The organism is Flavobacterium sp. J49 (assembly GCF_011742145.1).
Classification (GTDB): domain Bacteria; phylum Bacteroidota; class Bacteroidia; order Flavobacteriales; family Flavobacteriaceae; genus Flavobacterium.
In genome coordinates this window covers 144,672-164,706 of the sequence record NZ_JAAQQU010000105.1, presented here as the reverse complement: position 1 = coordinate 164,706, position 20,035 = coordinate 144,672, and the positions used below count along the sequence as shown (strand labels likewise).

Sequence of the window (20,035 nt, the reverse complement as noted above, 5' to 3'; positions counted from 1 at the left end):
AGAAAGCAATCATCTTATAAACTCATCCTCACTATGGTTACATACTAGTCACAGTTGCTTTTAGTTGCTAGGTATTGTATTCTATTTTTTTGTAATTTTTTTTAGAACGGTTTTGTCTTCTAAATAGATTTTAATGGAATAAACCCCTGAGGTAAAATCAGACATATCTATGACCTCAAAATTATTGTTTAAGGTTTTAACTGTTTGGCCAATCGAATTAAAGATTTCAATTTTGTCGATCACATTGTTTTGAGAATTAACAAAGAATTTATAATCAGTGGGATTAGGATAGACTGTAACTTGTTTTGCGTCAAAACTTGAAGTACTCAGTTGAGAATTTCTAAAGGCATAATTTATGAATATGGGATTAGAAATCATTAGATGCATATTATTTCCTTCTCCGGATAAGTAAAATTGTCCACCGTACTGCATGAAGGAGAAAAAGGCTTCTTCAAAAGATATGTGTTCCGGAGAACCGCAACTAAGTAGTGTGCTTGAAAAATCATTGGGTGCCAATACACCTTCAGCCGGGGTATCAATAATTCCGCTAAATGAATTACAAGCGCCCATCCCATCAAAAATCATTGTGTCAAAAAAAGTAACATAAGGCGATATAGAAGGTGTTACTGCTGTAATAGGGTGATGAATATTGTCATCAGTAGAATAATAATCGTATAAATACCAAGTTTGAAATAAATCCGGATTAGGGCTTTGAGCAAGACAGTTTACACTGTAAATCATCGAAATTAAAGTCAATAAATGCTTCATCTTTTTGTTGGGTTAAGTTAATAAATTTGGGGAGGAATAAACTTTGCTGCAAACTTCTAGAGAGAAGAAGACGGCAACCTTGCTAATATAATAAAAATAGCACAGTTCTCAAATTTAAATGTGTTTTTTTTGAGTTTTGTTTTTACCGATGCTCGTGCAAAGCACCAATTCTGCGAACATGACCTCAAAACACCCCAAGAGCGATTTATAAATTACGATTTGAAAGGTCATTAGTAACCATCAATAGTCATCTTTAAGCAAAACTATTGATTGAAGGAAAAGTATTTTGAAAATAGTATGTCGGATCATAGGGTGGTAAATGTTGGTTAAAGCTATTAACCAAAAAAACTAACCTTAAAAGAGTAATTCCGGTATAATTACCAATTCCATAATAAAAACCTAATAAAATTAATGGTTGTGTAATTTTTAACTAAAAAAATTATCAAAAACACTTTTGTATATTTGCTAAATAAGTATATTTATGCAAAATTTATATATATGGAGATTTTATCTTGTCCCAAATGCCAAAGTGATGCCATAGTCAAAAGTGGTGTTATCAAAGACAGACAAAGGTTTTTATGCAAAAAATGCAATTACTATTTCACCGTTAACAAACTAGGTAAAAAGATTGACAGTTACTATGTCACCAAAGCTTTGCAGTTGTATTTGGAAGGTTTAAGCTACCGAGAAATAGAGCGTATTATAGGCGTTTCGCACGTTACCGTAAGCAACTGGGTCAAGGAGTTCAAAATCTCCAAGCCTAATCATACTGATTACCATCCAACCTATAAGATATACAACCATCTAGAGTTGGTTGAATTCCTCAAAAATAAAGAAGTTCTCAAAGGAGCCGGCATGATTATAACCGAGCTGGGCGACAAGTTTATGCTTATAAAATGGGAGCGCTTTAAAGATTAGCTATAGTAATTTACAATAATATATATCACAATTTTTTTCATTCACAAATTGTTAGAATTTGGTCGAACAAAATATAACCAAAACCAACAATTCAAATTATGAAAAAACTATTATTATTAACCTTTGCCATTGGTTCTCTCTCAGGCCATGCGCAAACGACTCCGGCACCGGCAGCGACGCCTGCGACGCCCGCCAAAGAATGGGATGTAAGTATGTACGGTTTCATTAGAACCGATTACATTTGGGATACCCGACGTTCTGCACAAGTACGTGAATACAACTTAAATCTGTACCCGTTAGATGAGCAATTAGATGCAAATGGTGACGATTTGAATGATGCCGGTGCTTCCAACTTCTTATCGGTAGTCTCTCGTTTAGGAGTAAAAGCCAAAGGACCAAATGTTTGGGGTGCCAAAACTTCAGGAACTTTAGAGGGTGATTTCTTCGGTAACACGGAAGCTACTATTGGTTTATTCCGTTTACGTCACGCTTATGTAACCCTTGATTGGGAGAAAACCAGCTTAACCTTGGGGCAAACTTGGTATCCAACTTTTATCCCTGAGGTATTTCCGGGCGTAGCTAACTTTAGTACCGGGATTATGTTCAATCCTTTTGGTTGGGTTTCTCAAGCCCGCATTAAACAAAACTTTACCAAAGAATTGTCTTTTGCCTTAACCGCCTACAAAGAAAGAGAGTTCACCACAGCTACAGCTACCGGTGGTACACAAAACTCGGCTTCATTTAATTCACCGTTGCCAACGCTACACGGGCAATTCCAATTCAAAAACACCAACTGGATAGCCGGTTTGGGATTTGAATACAAATCATTGCAACCCTTAACGGTAAGCAATGGACTAGCCACTTCTGAGAAAGTCAATACCACTTCAGTTGTAGGTTACTTCAAATACAACAATGACAAATTCCACATCAAAGCTTACGGAATCAGCGGTAAAAATATGTACAACCTAGTAATGTTGGGCGGTTTTGCCGGATATACTGTTCCGGGAGAAGTGGAAACTTATGAAGGAATCAAAACCACCGCTATGTGGGTAGACATTGCGAGCAACGGTAAAAGTGTTGCCCCGGGATTATTCTTTGGGTACACTAAAACAGACGGTGTGAGCAAAGACAATCCAACTACACTTTATGGTAGAGGTTTTGCCGGAACTCGCGGCGTTGATAACGTTATGAGGGTTTCGGGCAGAGTAGATTTCAAACAAAACAAATTTAGAATCACGCCGGAAATTGAATACACAGGAGCTACTTGGGGCGATATTAAACCCGACGCTACCTTTGACGGCAACAATAAGAAAGTAGGCAATTTCAGAGCCATGATTTCTTGTGCTTACAGTTTTTAATAACCAACCAATTTATATAGTATGAGCGATAAAAAAACAAAAGGAATTTGGAAAGTGATTTCCGCTTCCTCTATGGGAACCATGATTGAATGGTATGATTTTTACATCTTCGGTAGTTTGGCCGTAGTATTATCAACCAAATTTTTCCCTACAGACAATCCAACAGCTGCATTTTTGTCCACTTTGGCAACTTTTGCCGCCGGTTTCGTAGTGCGTCCTTTCGGAGCCTTATTCTTCGGACGATTAGGTGATCTTATCGGAAGAAAGTACACTTTTATGGTGACCTTGATGTTAATGGGTGGAGCGACCTTCGTAATTGGGTGTATCCCAAGTTATGAAACCATTGGTTTTGCTGCACCGATTTTAGTCTTAATCCTTCGTTTGTTACAAGGTTTAGCCCTTGGAGGAGAATACGGAGGCGCTGCAACTTATGTGGCGGAACATGCTCCTAAAGGTGAAAAAGGTTATTGGACTTCATGGATTCAAACCACTGCCACCGTTGGATTATTCATTTCGTTAATGGTAATTTTATTAACCAAAAGCTTATTGTCTAAAGAAGCCTTTGACGAATGGGGTTGGAGAGTACCGTTTTGGGTTTCTATCCTAATGGTTTATGTATCTTACCTTATCCGTAAAAACATGGAAGAATCTCCGGTGTTTGCTAAAGCCAAATCAGAAGGAAAAACATCAACCAATCCGTTAAAAGAAAGTTTTGGTAACAAATACAATTTAAAGTTTGTCTTGTTGGCTTTGTTCGGAGCCACAATGGGTCAAGGAGTAGTTTGGTATACTGGACAATTCTATGCGATGAACTTCTTAAAAACAGTACAAAGCATCGACTCTTCTCAAGTAGATATGCTATTGGGAATCGCCTTAATCTTAGGCACACCTTTCTTCGTAGTCTTTGGTTGGTTGAGTGACAAATGGGGTAGAAAATCAATCATGATGACAGGTATGTTATTGGCTATTTTCCTTTACCGACCGATATACAGAGCCATGTATGACAGTACCGATTTGAGTAAGAAAACGGAAATTGCTGCCAATACCAAAGTGGTGCCATCGATGAAAGAAGTTGATGCTACTAAAATGGATTCTATTTATACTACTACAAGAGAGTACACTGACGGAACGAAAGTAGAGGAAATCAAAACCCTTCATTTTGAAGCCGGTAAGTTAATGGTGGATGACAAAGGCAAAGATAAAATCGAAACCAAAGTAACTAAAACCATCAACAGCACCGACAAATGGTTCTTAGTGCTTATGGTCTTCATTCAAGTAATATTTGTAACGATGGTTTACGGTCCAATCGCGGCTTTCTTAGTAGAAATGTTCCCGGTGAAAATCAGATATACTTCAATGTCATTGCCTTATCACGTTGGAAATGGTATCTTTGGAGGATTGCTTCCGGCTATCTCTACTTATTTTGTTACACAAGCCAAAGATGCCGGTGATGCCGAGTTCTATCTCGAAGGATTATGGTATCCGATTGGAATTGCAGCCGTATGTTTTGTCATCGGTATGATTTACATCGACAGAAAAATTAATACACTTCACGACTAAAACAGAAACTATGAACACAGTAAAGAAGATTTTAGGAATAGTTTGGATTGCTTTAGCGATAGCTGTAGCGTACTATGCCATCGGTATTTTCGGAGGAAAGTTAACCTCAGGAAAACAAGACGATTTGGTTTTCGGGATAATTATATTTTTTGTATTATTACCTTTGATTGTAACCGGATTAACCATCTTCGGGTGGTATGCCTTAACAAATGAATATGAAGATTAATTCAAAATAGTTAATTGGTTGCCTCAAGCTCTTAATTCGTTAAGGGCTTTTGGCTTTTTATATTTGAAAAATAAATGAAGCAAAGACACCAACAAAAATTAGTAATCATCTCGATGGTACTGCTTATCGGATTAAATCTTCCGATACTATTGCTGTTTGATAGTGCCGAGAGTGTTATGGGGTTTCCCGTAATTTATATTTACATTTTTTCGGTGTGGTTGTTTTCCATTTTATTGTCTTTTATCATCATAAAGCGCTACCATGAATAGTATAGTCTTATTAATCATATTGGCACTTTACTTGGGAATTCTTTTTTTTATTGCCCATTGGGCAGAAAAAAAAGGAAACTCAAAATGGACTAACAATCCCTATATCTATTCGCTTTCCCTGGCGGTTTATTGTACGGCATGGACGTATTACGGCAGTATTGGTGTGGCCGCCAATTCGGGGCTGAACTATTTACCGATTTATCTCGGGCCCATCATCGTCATTCCGGCATGGATGATTATCTTGAAGAAGATTATCCGAATTTCGAGAGTCAATAAAGTGTCCAGCATCGCCGATTTTATTTCCCTTCGTTATGGCAACAGCCGATTTTTAGGAGCAGTCGTTACCATTGTCTGCTTGTTTGGTATTTTGCCCTACATCGCTTTACAACTCAAAGCAATTTCAGAAACTTTTCACATTGTAACCCAAACCGAATCGAGTTCCAATATCTTTGACGACAGTACAACTTACGTGGCTTTTGCCTTAGCCATATTTGCTTCCATCTACGGAACGCGCTACGTTGATGCTTCCGAAAAACGTAAAGGAATTGTAACTGCTGTGGCTTTAGAAAGCGTATTGAAATTGGTTTTCTTTATTATCATCGGTGTGTATGTGACGTTCTTTGTCTTTGACGGTTTTGATGATATTTATGCCAAAGCTTCTTTGCTGGAACACTTCCAACAAAAAAACACCATCGGCGGATTACCGCAAGCCATCAATTGGTTTTTCCTGTGCATACTTTCATTATTCGCCATCTTTTTGTTACCAAGACAGTTTCAGGTTTCGGTGATAGAAAATACCAGAGAGAATCACGTAAATACTGCAGTTTGGTTGTTTCCGTTGTATTTGTTATTGTTCAACATTTTTGTGTATCCAATTGCTTGGGGCGGCAATATTTTATTCGATGGACAAAGTGTGAATTCCGACACGTATTCGTTATTAATTCCGCAGTTTTTTGACAATAAGACTTTGACCGTTATGGTTTTTCTGGGCGGATTTTCGGCGGCGATTTCGATGATAGTCGTTTCTTCTATCGGATTGTCAACGATGGTGAGTAACAACTTGATTATTCCTTATGGTTTGTTGGGAAGACTAAAACACAACGAACAAACTACAATCAACAAAAAGATTGTCAACATTCGTAAGATTGGGATTTTCTCGCTCATTATCATTTCTTATTTCCTCTACCGTTACTTCGCTCTAGATTACAGTTTGTTCTCTATCGGATTAGTCGCTTTTGTCATTATTGCCCAATTGGCACCCTCGTTTTTCGGCGCTCTATTCTGGCGAAGAGGTTCACGAACCGGAGCGGTTTCGGGCTTAATTGTGGGTTTTGTGATTTGCTTGTACACTTTGTTAGTGCCTTACGCTTTAGGCATAACATCCTCCGATACTTCCTTTATCACCGAAGGTTTATTTGGCATCAAATTGCTAAAACCCTTACAGCTTTTCGGATTAGATTATTTGCAACCCGTACCGCATGCGTTGTTTTGGAGTTTGTTGTTCAACTTCATGATTTACATCGCCGTTTCGGTGAGTTTCAAAGGCAATTACCGCGAGCGCAATTATGCCGAAATGTTCCTCGACATCAACAAATACATCACTATGCATGAAAATGCGTTTGTATGGAAAGGTACGGCTTATCGAACCGATATTGAAAAAGTGCTGATTAAATTCTTAGGCGAAGAGCGAACTAAACGTGCAATGAACATTTTCAACGTAAAATACAACGTAGACAAAAACGAAGAACTGGCCGATGCGCGTTTGATTAAATTCTCCGAAAACCTATTGACCGGTCACATCGGTACGGCTTCCGCCAAAATATTGATTTCCAGCGTGGTCAAAGAAGAAAAGATAACTTTACCCGAAGTTTTAAAGATTTTGGAAGAATCCAAAGAGAATATCATCATCAATAAAAAATTGACAGAAACCTCTAATGAGCTTAAAGAAATCTCTGCCAAACTCCACGAAGCCAACGTTTCGTTGATGGAAAAAGACAAACAAAAAGACGAATTCTTAGATACGGTTACCCACGAATTGCGAACGCCAATTACCGCTATTCGGGCTTCGAGCGAGATTTTATACGACGATGATGAAATTCCGGAAGAACTGCGCAAACAGTTTTTGCAAAACATTATTTCAGAATCAGACCGATTGAATCGCTTGATTGATAAAATTCTCGACTTAGAAAAGTTTGAAACCGGCCGTCAAAAAGTTAACTTTGCTACACACAAGGTTTTGGAAACGATTGAAAATGCTATTGAACCTCTGCAACAGCTCATCAACAATAAGTACATTCACGTACATGTGGAAGGCAACGGTAATCTGAAAGCCGATTTTGATGAGGATAGAATTGTGCAAGTGGTGACCAATTTGGTGTCGAATGCGATTAAGTTTTGTCCGGATCACAATGGTTTAATTACTTTAGCGGTTTATGACAAGCACGATTTTGTGCAAGTGGAAGTGAGTGACAATGGTAAAGGAATCGCTCCGAATGATTTTGAAAACATATTTGACAAGTTCTATCAATCGACCAATCAGAATTTTAAAAAGCCTATTGGCAGCGGATTAGGATTAGCGATTTGCAAACAAATTATCGAACACCACAAAGGGAAAATTTGGGCCACCAATAATGCTACCGGCGGTGCGTGTTTGAGTTTTACAATACCCAAAAAACAGCAGCCATGAAAAAGATTTTAATAGTAGACGACGAACCCAACATTGTAATGTCATTGGAATACACTTTCAAAAAGAACAACTTTGAAGTGTTTATTGCCCGCGACGGTCAGGAAGCTTTGGATATTTTAAAAACTCAGTTTCCCGATATTATCATCCTCGATATCATGATGCCTCTGGTGGATGGATTTGAAACTTTGGAACAAATCAAAAAGAACGAACAGCTCAACCACTGCAAAGTGATTTTCCTTTCTGCCAAAAACAAAGAAAGCGATATCGAAAAAGGAATGGCACTCGGTGCCGATGCCTATTTAACCAAGCCTTTTTCCATCAAAAAAGTAGTAGAACAAGTCAACGAACTATTGGAAAACTAAGCTTTTAAACAACTATTTATTGAACAATACCTTGTCTTTTTCAAACGAAAAGGATGTCATAACTACATTCAAAACCCAACCATGAAATACCAAGAACTATACAACCAAAGCATTGAAAATCCTGAAAAATTCTGGGCAGCACAAGCCCATGAAATCGATTGGTTTACACAACCGCAAAATATACTATCCGCAGACGAAACCGGTTATCCGTTATGGTACAAAGATGGCAGTTTGAACGCTTGTTATTTGGCTTTAGACAAACACATCAATGATGGTTTCGGAGACCAAATTGCCATCATTTACGATTCGCCTGTAACCCAAACGGTAAAAAAATATACGTATAACGAAGTCAAATCAGAGGTTGCAAGATTGGCCGGTGGTTTATTGTCTTTGGGATTAAAAAAAGGACACACCGCCATTATTTACATGCCCATGATTCCGCAAGCCACTTTTGCCATGTTGGCTTGCGCCCGAATAGGTGTTACGCATTCCGTGGTTTTTGGTGGTTTTGCGCCACACGAATTAGCCATTCGAATTGATGATTGTAAACCAAGAGTTATCATCACCGCTTCATCAGGAATTGAAATTGACCGATTGATTGCCTACAAACCTTTGGTAGACGAAGCGATTGAATTGGCCGAACATAAACCTAAAAAAGTGGTAGTTCTGAACAGAAAACTCGGAGCCAGAATCCCGTTTAAGAAATACGATGTTGATTACGACGCTTTAGTATACGGTTCAGAAGAAGCCGATTGTGTGCCGGTAGAAACTACGCATCCGTTGTATGTTTTGTACACTTCGGGCACGACAGGGAAACCCAAAGGCATCGTTCGCGATACCGGCGGTTATGCGGTAGCACTTAAATTCTCTATGCAAAAAATCTATGGTGTTAAACCCGGCGAAGTCTTTTGGGCGGCGTCTGATGTGGGTTGGGTTGTAGGCCATAGCTTTATTGTTTACGGACCGTTAATCAACAGAAATACTACTATAGTTTTCGAAGGAAAACCCATCAAAACACCTGATGCGAGTACGTTTTGGCGTGTGATTGCCGAGCATAAAGTTAGTGTCATGTTTACGGCACCAACAGCCATTCGCGCCATCAAAAAAGAAGATCCTAATGGGGAATTCATCAAGCAATATGATTTATCCAGTTTGCGAACGCAATTCCTAGCCGGTGAACGTTGTGATGTGGCGACCTTAGAATGGTACCGCGAGCACATTCCGATTCCGGCGATTGACCACTGGTGGCAAACCGAATCGGGTTGGCCGATGATTGCCAATATGATGGGAGTAGAATATTTACCCATAAAACCGGGTTCGTCAGGCAAAGCGGTTTCGGGTTATAACATTATGATCTTAGGCGAAAACGGTCAAGAGTTAGGCCCAAATGATGAAGGTTATGTAGTCATCAAATTGCCTTTGCCACCGGGAACTTTATTAGATATTTGGAATGACAACCATCGTTTCCAAGCGGGTTATTTGCAGAAATTCCCAGGATATTATTTCTCAGGGGATGGCGGATTTAAAGATGAAAGCGATTATATTTTTATCACGGGTCGCGTAGACGATGTGATTAATGTTGCCGGTCACAGATTATCAACTGCTGAAATGGAAGAAATTGTGGCATCTCATCATTCCGTTGCCGAATGTGCGGTGATTGGAATAAATGATGAATTGAAAGGACAAATTCCGTTGGCTTTGGTGGTAACCAAATTGGGAGAGGCGATAGAACACTTCCAACTCCAACACGAAATTGTAAAATTGGTCAGAGAGCAAATCGGTGCCGTCGCTTCCCTTAGAGATGTGGTTATTGTAAATCGTTTGCCTAAAACGCGTTCCGGTAAAATATTGCGCAAATTATTGCGAAGCATTGCCGATGGTGATCATTTCCAAATTCCATCCACCATTGATGATGAAGCCATTATTGACGAAATTAAAGAAGTGTTGGAACTAGCCAAAATAGGTAGTTTTAAATAAGCAATAAGGGAAAAGAAGAAAGAGATAAGATGCTGTTATTTGACAACAAACAGACAACCAATAACCGACAACCGACAACTATACTTATTTAGCAAGAAATTTTAACGCCACACCAATAGAATATTTATATTTACATAACAAAACGATAATAAAAGAAGATTTACAATGAGTTATTACAAAATACTGAATTTGGAGCACTACTTCAAAATGTATAAAAAATCGATTCGTGAACCTCGCAAATTTTGGGATCGTATAGCCGATGAGAATTTTACTTGGTACCAAAAATGGGATAAGGTGTTCGAATTTGATTTCCAGCAAGCCAAGTTCAAATGGTTTGTAGATGCTAAAGTCAACATTACCAAAAACTGTATCGACCGACACTTAGCCCGAAGAGGTGATAAAACCGCTATCATTTTCGAACCCAATAATCCTGATGAAGAAGCACAACACATTTCGTATAACGAACTGTATGCTCGTGTGTCTAAATTGGCTAACGTGCTTCGCGACCAAGGTGTACAAAAAGGTGACCGGGTTTGCATTTATTTACCCATGATTCCGGAATTGGCCGTTGCGGTTTTGGCATGCGCCCGAATCGGAGCCATACACTCCGTGGTTTTTGCGGGATTCTCGGCTTCGGCCGTTGCAGCTCGAATTAATGACTGCGAATGTAAAATGGTCATCACTTCTGATGGTAGTTACCGCGGTAACAAATCCATCGACTTAAAAGGAATTGTTGATGAAGCACTGGAAAAATGCCCAACGGTAGAAAAAGTTTTGGTGGTAAAAAGAACCAATACCGAAGTGGCGATGAAAGAAGGTCGAGATATTTGGTTACAACCGTTATTAGACGAAGCGATTCCAAACAACGTAGCAGAAATTATGGATGCTGAAGATCCGCTGTTTATCCTTTATACTTCGGGCTCAACCGGAAAACCAAAAGGAATGGTGCATACTACCGCCGGTTACATGGTTTACACTGCTTATACTTTTAAAAATATTTTTAACTACGAAGAAAACGATGTGTATTGGTGTACCGCCGATATCGGTTGGATTACCGGACATTCTTATATTTTGTACGGACCATTATTAAACGGTGCCACTACGGTGATTTTTGAAGGTGTTCCGTCGTATCCAAACTTTAGTCGTTTTTGGGAAGTGATTGAAAAACACAAAGTAACCCAATTCTACACGGCACCAACTGCCATCCGAGCCTTAGCCAAAGAGAGTTTGGATTATGTACAAAAATACCCTTTGAGTTCCTTAAAAGTAATCGGTTCCGTAGGCGAACCCATTAACGAAGAAGCTTGGCACTGGTACAACGACCATGTAGGCGGAAAGCGATGCCCATTGGTAGATACTTGGTGGCAAACCGAAACCGGAGGTATCATGATTTCACCAATTCCTTTCGTAACACCAACCAAACCAACGTATGCTTCGCTACCATTACCGGGAATCCAACCGGTGTTGATGGACGAACTTCGCAACGAAATTGAAGGCAACCAAGTGACCGGAAGTTTGTGCATCAAATTTCCATGGCCATCCATTGCGAGAACGATTTGGGGTGATCACCAGCGTTATAAAGAAACTTATTTCACCGCATTTCCGGGGAAATATTTTACCGGCGACGGTGCTTTGCGCGATGAAGTTGGGTATTACCGAATTACAGGTAGAGTCGATGATGTAATTATCGTTTCGGGACACAATTTAGGAACCGCTCCGATTGAAGATGCTATCAATGAGCATCCGGCTGTGGCAGAAAGTGCCATTGTTGGTTTCCCACATGACATCAAAGGAAACGCCTTGTATGGTTTTGTAATCTTGAAAGAAGTAGGCGAAAGCCGTAACCAAGAAAATTTGGCCAAAGAAATCAACCAATTAATCTCTGACCAAATCGGACCGATTGCTAAACTGGATAAAATTCAATTCGTTTCGGGCTTGCCTAAAACGCGTTCGGGTAAAATCATGCGCCGTATTTTAAGAAAAATAGCAGAAGGCGATTACTCTAATTTCGGAGATATATCAACACTCTTAAATCCGGAAATAGTCGAAGAGATTAAAGAAGGAAAACTTTAAAAAGAAGACGCCAATTCAATTCGAGTTGGCGTTTTTTATACACTTTCGCTTCAAATCACTTTAACAGAATTATATAACAGTAGTTGCAATCATTTCGCTAAATTTACTTTGTTATGAATCAGAGTAAAGTAGTCATTATTGGTGGTGGTTTAGCAGGCTTAACAGCCGCAATTCACCTTAGAAAGCTGAACATTCCTGTCGCGCTGATAGAAAAAAACAGTTATCCCAAACACAAAGTCTGCGGCGAATACCTCTCCAATGAAGTGTTGCCTTATTGGCAATGGTTAAACATTTCTATAGAAGAGTTGAAACCAACACACATCAACCAATTACAATTCTCAACCGTTTCCGGAAAAACGATTAACACCAATTTGCCTTTGGGTGGATTTGGCGTAAGTCGCTATGCTTTAGATTATTATTTGTACCAAAAAGCAATTGCTGATGGCTGCGAAATCGTTCACGAAAGTATAGAAAAAATCCATTTTACCGATGATGTTTTCACTATCACCACTGCTACAGAAACAATTATTAAATCCAAAATTGTCCTCGGTGCTTTTGGCAAACGCTCCAATATCGACATTCAATTGAACCGGAATTTTATCCAAAAAAAATCACCTTGGTTGGCTGTGAAAGCACATTATAATGGCGATTTTCCCAATGAGGTTGTCGGTTTGCACAATTTCAAAGGCGGTTATTGCGGCGTTTCTAAAGTGGAAGACAACCGAATCAATATTTGTTACTTGGCGAGCTATGAAACCTTCAAAAAACATAGGGATAGTGATTTATACCAAAAAGAAGTTCTCGAGCAAAATCCGCATTTAAAAAACATTTTTCAGTCAACCAAACTACTTTTCGAAAAACCGTTGACCATCAGCCAAATTTCTTTTGAGCAAAAGCGTCCGGTTGAAAGCCACATTTTGATGATAGGCGACACCGCAGGATTAATCCATCCGTTATGTGGCAACGGCATGGCGATGGCGATTCACAGTGCCAAAATAGCCGCCGAAGTAATCGATGACTTTTTAAAAGAAAAAATAAAAAGCAGAACAGCTTTGGAACAAATTTATGCCCAACATTGGAACAAAAATTTCAAAAGACGATTGAGAATAGGTAGGCTTTTGTCCAATATTTTGTTGCGGCCTAAACTATCGAATATGGCTTTTCGTATAGTTATGATAGCGCCATTTTTGTTGCCCATGATTATCAAAAAAACACATGGTAAACCGATAAAAATTTCAGCCTAAATGATGATTGATACTAAATACCGAACCAATGAATCCGAAATCATGGACGACTTTGCTTTAGAAGGCGAAACGTTGCGCGATGCGTTGGATAAAATCGCCAAAATCAATCGGCTTTTAGGTGGTAACCAATTGACTTTACAAGGCGTTCAACAATTGCTGAAAGGCATTCCAAAAGACCGAGAAATAACCATAGTCGATATCGGTTGTGGCAATGGCGATATGCTACGGTCGTTAGCCGACTATGGAAAACAAAACAATTATCGTTTCAAATTAATCGGAATTGATGCCAATGCGTTTACGGTTAGTCATGCGAAAACCTTGTCGAAAGCACAGGAAAACATCAGTTACCAATGTCAAGATATTTTTGAAAACAAATTCAAGGCGTTGCAGTATGACATTGTCCTGTGCACCTTGACTTTACACCATTTTAAAGACGAAGAAATTCTTAGTTTGGTAAAAGTGTTTTATGAAAATGCAAGTATCGGAATCGTCATTAATGATTTACATCGAAGCGCCATGGCATATCGATTATTTCAGGCGTTGTGTTTTGTTTTTCGATTAAATGAGATGTCACGAGAAGACGGTTTGGTGTCCATTTTACGCGGATTTAAAAAAGCCGAATTAGAAAACTATTCCAAAGCATTACAATTAAAAAAATATACCATCCAATGGAAATGGGCATTTCGCTACCAATGGATTATTAATAAAACAAATTAAGTATTTACTATTGTCATTGACATTGATATTGACATTGAAATCAAACCCATGAGTGTAAAAATCAAAACGGTGGCCAAAGAATTGCCTCAATTCTCTAGAACTACAGCCGAAATTCTGCCGTATCTCGACGCATGGCTTTTCGGTCAGGACGAACGATTTATTCGAAAAGTGAAAAAGATTTTCGAAGGCGCGATGGTCGACAAACGCTATTCTATCATGGATCCGATTGAGGTTTTTACCAATACTTCTTTTGAATCACGGAACGATATTTACGTACGCGAAATGATTGATTTGGGCGAAAAGGTTTTGGTCAAAGCTTTAGCGAAAGCCAACTGGAAGCCAACTGATTTAGACTATATCATCACAGTCAGTTGTACCGGAATCATGATTCCGTCACTAGATGCTTATTTGATTAACAAAGTAAAATTACGCCAAGACATCATGCGTTTGCCGGTTACCGAAATGGGTTGCGCCGCAGGAATCTCCGGAATGATTTATGCCAAAAACTTCCTCAAAGCCAATCCCGGAAAACGAGCTGCTGTGATTGCTGTCGAAAGTCCAACTGCGACTTTTCAACTGAATGATTATTCGATGGCGAATGTTGTTAGTGCGGCTATTTTTGGTGACGGCGCCGCTTGTGTTTTATTGTCGTCACACGATTCAGATGAAGGTCCGGAAATCCTGGATGAATCGATGTATCATTTCTATGACAACATTCACATGATGGGTTTCAAACTCACCAATATGGGTTTGCAAATGGTTTTAGACATTGAAGTACCTGAAACGATATCGGCTCATTTTCCGGATATTATTCATCCTTTTTTGGAGAAAAATAATTTAAAAATGGAAGAAGTTGACCATTTAATTTTTCATCCCGGTGGCAAAAAGATAGTACAAACGGTTGAAGATTTATTTGGCAATTTGGGCAAAAATATAGACGATACGAAAGAAGTGTTGCGATTATACGGTAACATGTCGAGCGCGACGGTATTGTACGTTTTAGAACGCATTATGGACAATAAACCATCAAAAGGAGAAAAAGGATTGATGCTGAGTTTCGGTCCGGGATTTTCGGCGCAACGCATTTTATTAGCATTTTAAAATATGACAATAGCAGAAATCATATCGAGTTTGCCATATTCTCAACCATTTTTGTTTGTGGATAAAATCATTCACATAGATGAAAATGGAGTAGAAGGCAGTTATACTTTTGACGAAAACTTAGATTTTTACAAAGGTCATTTCAAAGATAATCCGGTAACGCCTGGCGTGATTTTAACCGAAGTCATGGCGCAAATCGGCGTCGTTTGTTTGGGGGTTTTTTTACTGAATAATCAATTCACTAAAAGCAGCATAATTGCTTTAACCTCAAGCGAAATAGAATTTTTAAAACCCGTTTATCCAAAGGAGAAAGTAACTGTAGTTTCAGAGAAAGTGTATTTCCGTTTCGGTAAATTAAAATGTCAAGTAAAGATGGTAAATGAAGCCGGAGCAACAGTTTGCCAAGGTACCATTGCCGGCATAATCAAAACATAAAATGAACAAAAGAGTCGTTATCACCGGTCTGGGAATAGTCGCTCCAAACGGAGTCGGACTTCCTGCATTTACTCATGCGATTCAAAACGGCATTTCGGGGATTAAGCATGACGCTGAATTGAAACGCTTGCAATTCTCTTGTCAAATAGCCGGCAAACCTGAAATCTCGACAGAATTGTCATTGCAATATTTCACCGAGTTGGAACTTCGAAATTTCAATTCATCCGGAATTTTATACGGTGTCATTGCCGGAATAGATGCTTGGAAAGACGCCGGTTTGTCTATGGGAATTAGCGAAGAACCCGACTGGGACAGCGGAACGATTTTCGGCACCGGAACTTCGGGGATTGATAAATTTCGCGAAAGCATTTATAAAATTGACGAACTCCAAACCCGAAGATTAGGCAGCACTGCCGTAGCCCAAACGATGAACAGTGGCGTTAGTGCTTATCTCGGTGGAAAATTGGGTTTGGGTAATCAAGTCACAACCAACTCTTCCGCTTGTACGACCGGAACCGAAAGCATTTTGATGGGGTATGAACGAATCAAGTTGGGACAAGCCAAACGCATTTTGGCAGGAAGTACCAGTGATTCCGGACCTTACATTTGGGGCGGATTTGATGCGATGAAAGTTTGTACTTTTAAACACAACGATACGCCCGAAAAAGGCTCGAGACCTATGTCGGCAACCGCTTCAGGATTTGTTCCCGGAAGTGGCGCCGGTGCTTTGGTTTTAGAAGATTTAGATTCGGCTTTAGCTCGCGGTGCCAAGATTTATGCGGAAGTTTTGGGTGGTAATATTAATTCGGGCGGACAACGCGGTGGCGGAACCATGACTGCACCCAATGCGACAGCCGTAAAGCGATGTATTACAGAAGCGTTGAAAAATTCAGCCGTAAAAGCATCGGATATTGATACAATTAACGGACATTTGACAGCCACCGCCAAAGACGGTTTGGAGATTGAGAATTGGAGTGAAGCTTTGCAGTTAAGAGGTGATAATTTTCCCTACATCAATTCGTTGAAATCGATGGTAGGTCATTGTTTGTCGGCTTCCGGCAGTGTGGAAAGCGTAGCTTCGGTGTTGCAATTGCACCATGATTTTATTTTTCCTAATATCAATTGTGAAGATTTGCATCCTGAAATTACGGCGATAATTGGCGAAAAGTGTATTCCGCAACAACTCATTAAAAAAGAATTAAATATAGTAGCCAAAGCGAGTTTTGGTTTTGGCGATGTTAACGCCTGTGTACTCTTTAAAAAATACCACTATGACTAGAGAAGAAATTATCGAAAGATTAAAAAATATTGTAAAGCCGTTTGTAAACAACCAGGAAGCGTTTGACAATTTGACGGAAGACACCGATTTCATAACCGATTTGCAAATCAATTCTGCGAATTTGGTTGATATTGTTTTGGATGTCGAAGATGCTTTTGAAATTAGTATTGACAATTTGGCGATGGAGAAAATGATCAGTATCAAAGCGACGATTGAAATCATTGAAACTAAATTGGCCGAGAAATGATTGGGAACGACATAGTAGATTTGGCGAAAGCCCAAAAAGAAAGCAATTGGCAACGCAAGGGTTTTTTAGACAAACTTTTTACTGAAAACGAGCAAAGACTTATCACCACTTCAGAGTATCCCGAACAAATGGTTTGGAATTTATGGAGTAGAAAAGAAGCGGCTTATAAAATTTACAACCGCCAAACCGGAGAGCGTTTTTTTAACCCGAAGCGCTTTGTTTGTGAAGGAGATGAAGTTGTTTATGGCACAAACCATTATTTTACGCAAACGCAAATCACGCCTGATTTTGTTTATACCATTGCAGTTACCTCGAGAGATAGATTTGAACTCATTCAGCATTTGGAAAGTAGAGATGCAGTTCAAAAGAAAAACGGCATTCCCGATTGGTTTGATTTGGTTGAAGGCAAATTACATCCTGCATCCATCACGCACCACGGTAGATTTGCTCGAATTGCTTATTTGGAATCAGCAGAAAAGCAGTTTAGCGTTTTATAAAGCCTTGAGCAGTATACTTTCCATTGTTTTATAGCCTTCTAAATTAGGATGTACACCGTCTTCTCCATATTTGTGTAGCAAACCTTTTTTGGAGTCAACCATAGCTGAGTAATAATCGACATACGTGATTTTGTTTTTTTGAGCGTAGTCTTTAATCATTTTGTTTAAGGCAATGACCTTGTCTGCAGGCATGATTTTAGTGTTCCAATAAAAATGATTGGCAGGCAGAACTGAGCATAACACCACTTTTATCTTATTGGCTTTGGCCGATTTTGTCATCGATTTTATATTGTTGAAAATGGCTTCTAGGGTCATGGGTCCGGTGTTTTCGGCTATGTCGTTGATTCCGGCTAGGATGACTACGGTGTTCGGTTTTAAATTGATGACATCTTGCTCAAAGCGCAATACCATTTGTGAGGTAGTCTGTCCGCTGATACCACGATCAATAAAAGGATTAGAGGCAAAGAAACTTGGACTGGTTGTTTTCCAAAATTCGGTTATGGAGTCACCCATGAATACGATAGATTTACCGTTGGGTTTCACCGTTTTATTTTCCATTTCGTATTTTTTTAAATTGGCCCAATCGTTATCAGAATCGTTTTGGCTTATTACATTTTGAGTATCGATAAGCAAGGTTATTGAAAAGAGAACCTTCAGAAGAGATTTCATTAATTAGTAGGTTTACAGTTTTACAATTCTATATTCATAAAAAACTTCATTCATTTAATTAAAAACCTCTATTCATAGGGTATTTAAAAAAATGAATGAAGTAAAGATTTATTATTTTTATTTTTTTTCAGTGTCGTTTGGTTTTTCCTCAACAACTTCTGATTTTACTTCTTCAGCCCTATCTTCCCCTTTTAAATAGGTTGGGAGATTTAATCCTGCCATGTTGAATAAGTCATTTAGTGGCGGAACGGTTTTCATCATGCCCGAAACAAAATTAGCCGTAGAACCGTTTCCGTTCTCACCATTATTTCCTGAATCCCAAACGGTAATTTTGTCAATTTTAATATTCTTAACGGCTTCTACTTGGGTTTTAACCAATTCCGGTAATTTTTCAATTAACAATAATTGGAAAGCTTTCGTAGGATCGCCACCGGCAGCTTCAACCACTTCTTTGTAACCTTCGGCTTGTTTGGTTAAGATTTCGTATAAACCTTTAGCTTCGGCTTCCATTTTGGCAAAAATCGCGTCGGCTTCACCTTTGGCTTGCTCACGAATTCTTTCGGCTTCCGCTTGCGCGTCAATGATGGCTTTTTGCTTGGCTATTTCGGCCGGAATTACAATATTGGCATTTTGTGTCGCACGCTCTCTGTCGGCACGCGCATCTTCTGCTTTTTGTTCTGCCAAATAAGATTCTTCTAACGCTTTGGCTTGTTGCACTTTTTCAGAAGCTAAGGCGATACGCAAAGCTTCGGCTTCTTTTTCACGTCGCGCTGCTTCCGATTGCGCAATGGCGATTTTGGCTTCGTTTTCCCCTTGAATCGCAATAGCATTCGCTTCAGAAGTAGCTACACGCGTATCTCTTTCGGCTTCAGCCTTACCGATACTTTCATCTTTAAACGCCGACGCAATACTTACTTCACGATCTTTATTGGTAATCGCAATTTTAACGTCACGATCTCTGTGCGTTTCGGCAATTTGAACGTCTTTTTCACGATCGGCCATCGCTTTACCGGTTTCCCCGATTTTTTCTTGCTCAGCAACGGAAATTTTAGCTTCGTTAATCGCTTTAGCCGCGGCTTCTTTTCCTAATGCTTCGATATAACCTGATTCGTCTTTGATGTCGGTAACGTTTACGTTAATCAATTTCAAACCGATTTTTTTCAATTCAGAATCGACGTTTTTAGAAATATTGTCTAAGAATTTATCACGGTCAGAGTTGATTTCTTCAATGGTCATTGTAGCAATTACCAAACGCAATTGCCCAAAAAGGATGTCTTTGGCTAATTCCTGAATTTGTTCCGGCGCTAATCCTAACAAACGCTCAGCAGCGGTATTCATACTATCCGTTTCAGTTGAAATGGCAATCGTAAATCGGCAAGGAACGTCAACGCGAATGTTCTGTCTGGATAACGCATTAGTCAAATTGGCTTCAATAGAAATAGGTTTTAAATCCAAGAAGGCATAGTCCTGAATTACCGGCCAAATGAAAGCACCACCACCGTGAACACATCGGGCAGAAGTACCGCCGGTTTTTCCGTAGATGACTAATATTTTGTCGGAAGGACAACGTTTGTAACGAGAAATTAAGGTCGTAATGGTTACAAAAAGCACTACGACTAAGACAACAATGATAATAATCTGTGACATAT

Annotated in this window: 19 protein-coding genes; 16 read left to right on the top strand and 3 right to left on the bottom strand. The window is 39.3% G+C overall.

What is annotated here, in order from left to right; all coding sequences use genetic code 11:
• Nucleotides 1–81 precede the first annotated feature (81 nt).
• Nucleotides 82–768 carry a T9SS type A sorting domain-containing protein gene (locus tag HA632_RS11510; protein WP_176307345.1) on the bottom strand — a complete coding sequence of 229 codons (687 nt, stop codon included), beginning with the start codon at nt 766–768 and terminating at the stop codon, nt 82–84.
• Between the two features lie 498 nt (nt 769–1,266).
• Here HA632_RS11510 and HA632_RS11505 point away from each other — a divergent pair, with 498 nt between their 5' ends.
• The 16 genes from HA632_RS11505 to HA632_RS11430 all read left to right on the top strand — a co-directional run bounded on the left by HA632_RS11505 (nt 1,267) and on the right by HA632_RS11430 (nt 17,717).
• A complete protein-coding gene (locus HA632_RS11505) occupies nt 1,267–1,686 on the top strand; it encodes a helix-turn-helix domain-containing protein (protein WP_176307344.1) in 420 nt (139 codons plus the stop codon).
• A gap of 98 nt (nt 1,687–1,784) precedes the next feature.
• Entirely contained in the window at nt 1,785–3,044 is a 1,260-nt protein-coding gene (locus HA632_RS11500; protein WP_176307343.1) for a DcaP family trimeric outer membrane transporter, read from the top strand.
• Nucleotides 3,045–3,065: 21 nt separating this feature from the next.
• A complete protein-coding gene (locus tag HA632_RS11495) occupies nt 3,066–4,604 on the top strand; it encodes an MFS transporter (protein ID WP_176307342.1) in 1,539 nt (512 codons plus the stop codon).
• Between the two features lie 10 nt (nt 4,605–4,614).
• Complete coding sequence (locus HA632_RS11490; protein WP_176307341.1) at nt 4,615–4,830, top strand: DUF6814 family protein; 216 nt, start codon at nt 4,615–4,617, stop codon at nt 4,828–4,830.
• Between the two features lie 74 nt (nt 4,831–4,904).
• Entirely contained in the window at nt 4,905–5,099 is a 195-nt protein-coding gene (locus tag HA632_RS11485; RefSeq protein WP_176307340.1) for a hypothetical protein, read from the top strand.
• Entirely contained in the window at nt 5,092–7,785 is a 2,694-nt protein-coding gene (locus HA632_RS11480) for an ATP-binding protein (RefSeq protein ID WP_176307339.1), read from the top strand. Before HA632_RS11485 ends, HA632_RS11480 begins: the two co-directional genes overlap by 8 nt.
• A complete protein-coding gene (locus tag HA632_RS11475) occupies nt 7,782–8,147 on the top strand; it encodes a response regulator transcription factor (protein ID WP_176307338.1) in 366 nt (121 codons plus the stop codon). The genes HA632_RS11480 and HA632_RS11475 overlap by 4 nt, the downstream gene beginning before the upstream one ends.
• An 81-nt stretch (nt 8,148–8,228) precedes the next feature.
• Nucleotides 8,229–10,124 (top strand): acetate--CoA ligase, encoded by a 1,896-nt coding sequence (locus HA632_RS11470; RefSeq protein ID WP_176307337.1) that lies wholly within the window; start codon nt 8,229–8,231, stop codon nt 10,122–10,124.
• A gap of 165 nt (nt 10,125–10,289) precedes the next feature.
• Nucleotides 10,290–12,197 carry an acetate--CoA ligase gene (acs, locus tag HA632_RS11465; protein WP_176307336.1) on the top strand — a complete coding sequence of 636 codons (1,908 nt, stop codon included), beginning with the start codon at nt 10,290–10,292 and terminating at the stop codon, nt 12,195–12,197.
• A gap of 113 nt (nt 12,198–12,310) precedes the next feature.
• On the top strand, nt 12,311–13,441 hold the full coding sequence (locus HA632_RS11460; protein ID WP_176307335.1) for an NAD(P)/FAD-dependent oxidoreductase: 1,131 nt from the start codon (nt 12,311–12,313) through the stop codon (nt 13,439–13,441).
• A complete protein-coding gene (locus HA632_RS11455; protein ID WP_176307334.1) occupies nt 13,442–14,158 on the top strand; it encodes a methyltransferase domain-containing protein in 717 nt (238 codons plus the stop codon).
• 48 nt (nt 14,159–14,206) lie between these two features.
• Nucleotides 14,207–15,259, top strand: a complete 1,053-nt coding sequence (locus HA632_RS11450) for a type III polyketide synthase (protein WP_176307333.1) — start codon at nt 14,207–14,209, stop codon at nt 15,257–15,259.
• Nucleotides 15,260–15,262: 3 nt separating this feature from the next.
• Nucleotides 15,263–15,694, top strand: coding sequence for a 3-hydroxyacyl-ACP dehydratase FabZ family protein (locus HA632_RS11445; protein WP_176307332.1), 432 nt, complete (start codon nt 15,263–15,265; stop codon nt 15,692–15,694).
• A gap of 1 nt (nt 15,695) precedes the next feature.
• Nucleotides 15,696–16,973 (top strand): beta-ketoacyl synthase, encoded by a 1,278-nt coding sequence (locus tag HA632_RS11440; protein WP_176307331.1) that lies wholly within the window; start codon nt 15,696–15,698, stop codon nt 16,971–16,973.
• The gene (locus tag HA632_RS11435) at nt 16,966–17,220 is read left to right on the top strand and encodes an acyl carrier protein (RefSeq protein ID WP_176307330.1); all 255 of its coding nucleotides are present in this window, start codon (nt 16,966–16,968) and stop codon (nt 17,218–17,220) included. The genes HA632_RS11440 and HA632_RS11435 overlap by 8 nt, the downstream gene beginning before the upstream one ends.
• The gene (locus tag HA632_RS11430; protein ID WP_176307329.1) at nt 17,217–17,717 is read left to right on the top strand and encodes a 4'-phosphopantetheinyl transferase superfamily protein; all 501 of its coding nucleotides are present in this window, start codon (nt 17,217–17,219) and stop codon (nt 17,715–17,717) included. The genes HA632_RS11435 and HA632_RS11430 overlap by 4 nt, the downstream gene beginning before the upstream one ends.
• Here the strand turns inward: HA632_RS11430 and HA632_RS11425 are convergent.
• Both HA632_RS11425 and HA632_RS11420 read right to left on the bottom strand, forming a co-directional pair.
• Nucleotides 17,712–18,386 carry an SGNH/GDSL hydrolase family protein gene (locus tag HA632_RS11425; RefSeq protein WP_176307328.1) on the bottom strand — a complete coding sequence of 225 codons (675 nt, stop codon included), beginning with the start codon at nt 18,384–18,386 and terminating at the stop codon, nt 17,712–17,714. The two genes, HA632_RS11430 and HA632_RS11425, sit on opposite strands and share 6 nt — an antisense overlap.
• A gap of 117 nt (nt 18,387–18,503) precedes the next feature.
• On the bottom strand, nt 18,504–20,033 hold the full coding sequence (locus tag HA632_RS11420; protein WP_176307327.1) for a flotillin family protein: 1,530 nt from the start codon (nt 20,031–20,033) through the stop codon (nt 18,504–18,506).
• Nucleotides 20,034–20,035 lie beyond the last annotated feature (2 nt).